This window comes from Halobiforma nitratireducens JCM 10879 (assembly GCF_000337895.1).
GTDB lineage: Archaea > Halobacteriota > Halobacteria > Halobacteriales > Natrialbaceae > Natronobacterium > Natronobacterium nitratireducens.
Map to the genome: position 1 here is coordinate 1 of NZ_AOMA01000075.1, position 1,203 is coordinate 1,203.

The following is a 1,203-nucleotide window of genomic DNA, read 5'->3' on the forward strand; positions in this document are numbered from 1 at the left end:
TCAATCAGGAACAGAGTCCAGCTCTGATGGTTATCCATGACCCGCCCGCTGGTTCACGAACTGATGAAGGTGATGTTATTCCTGATGTGGTAATCTGGCCACGGCACTTCCCACACCCTGACGAACCAGAGCCACCCATGAACAACGCCGAGGACATTGAGTTCGTCAAGATACTATTCCAGGTGACTATTGGGCGAGACCTTGACGATGAAGAGGTACAACGGCATATCTGGTATCACGACCTCTGGCTCGAACCTAAAGAAGGCAATCCTACTGAATACTATGTAGGCAAGAAAATTTGGAACTCATACCACGGAGATAATGTCCAACTACCGACGCAACGAATCGATTACAGCCGTATCTCCGATGTGGCGGAAAGAGAATTGGAAGAGTAGACATCACTCTATCTTATTCATCAACCGTTCGAACTGTCTGTCAGAGAGTAACACTTCCAGATGCTCCAGTGAGTCAATATCGTGTTTAGTGACTCCGCCAGTCCGTTCTTGAATGGTCTCCCAATACTCCTGGGGGACATCCTCAAGCGTTGGTTCATCTGATTCAGCTCGTTCAACTCTACAAAGCACTTGCCGACTGCCGCACACTTGCGTACCCTCATTCAGATAGAAACGCCTCTATTTTGACCGAGAACAGGGTAGAATCAGAAGCATAAGACCCGTTCCAGTACATCCATCCACTCTGTATTAAAGCCCGAATTAGTCAGCAATACGGATTTGTGTGTATAACCAGAATCCTACCCGTAAAATTCTACGCAGGAGTGCTTCTCTTGGAGATGGCTTCGCTGGTTGATTGCCAATATCTGGAATCTCGGAACATATCGGTTGTTGTTGGGGATAATCCTGAGCCTCTGTACGCTTCATACACTCCACCATCGGTATAGAGGTAATATGCGTGCCCATCTATCTGGTACGCTTCAATCAGAGAGTCGCCAGACGGTGAGGAGAAGGATACGGCTGGCTCAGTGTGAGCCGCAATCTCTCTCAAGAGACGGGTATCCACACCCTCACAGTAATCCTGAAGAATCTCGTTGAGTTCTGTTGCCGCTTGCTCTCCAGCGTAGTCCTCAAACTCGTTGTATAGGGTACTGAAACCCACATCCATTTCACAGCAATCAGGTATACCCTGTTGCACGTTCAAGATTAGTTCGCCGGACGGGACGGGCAGACCAGAAACTGACCACCTATC

At 48.5% G+C, this 1,203-nt stretch carries 1 protein-coding gene and 1 pseudogene; one reads left to right on the plus strand and one right to left on the minus strand.

What is annotated here, in order from left to right; translation table 11 throughout:
* Positions 1 to 395 (plus strand): annotated as a pseudogene (locus C446_RS07295) (hypothetical protein); the annotation flags it as partial.
* A 370-nt stretch (positions 396 to 765) separates the two neighbouring features.
* On the opposite strand, the gene C446_RS18660 reads toward C446_RS07295, so the two are convergent.
* Positions 766 to 1,203 (minus strand): hypothetical protein (locus C446_RS18660; RefSeq protein ID WP_204365911.1); only part of this gene is annotated, 438 nt, incomplete at its 5' end.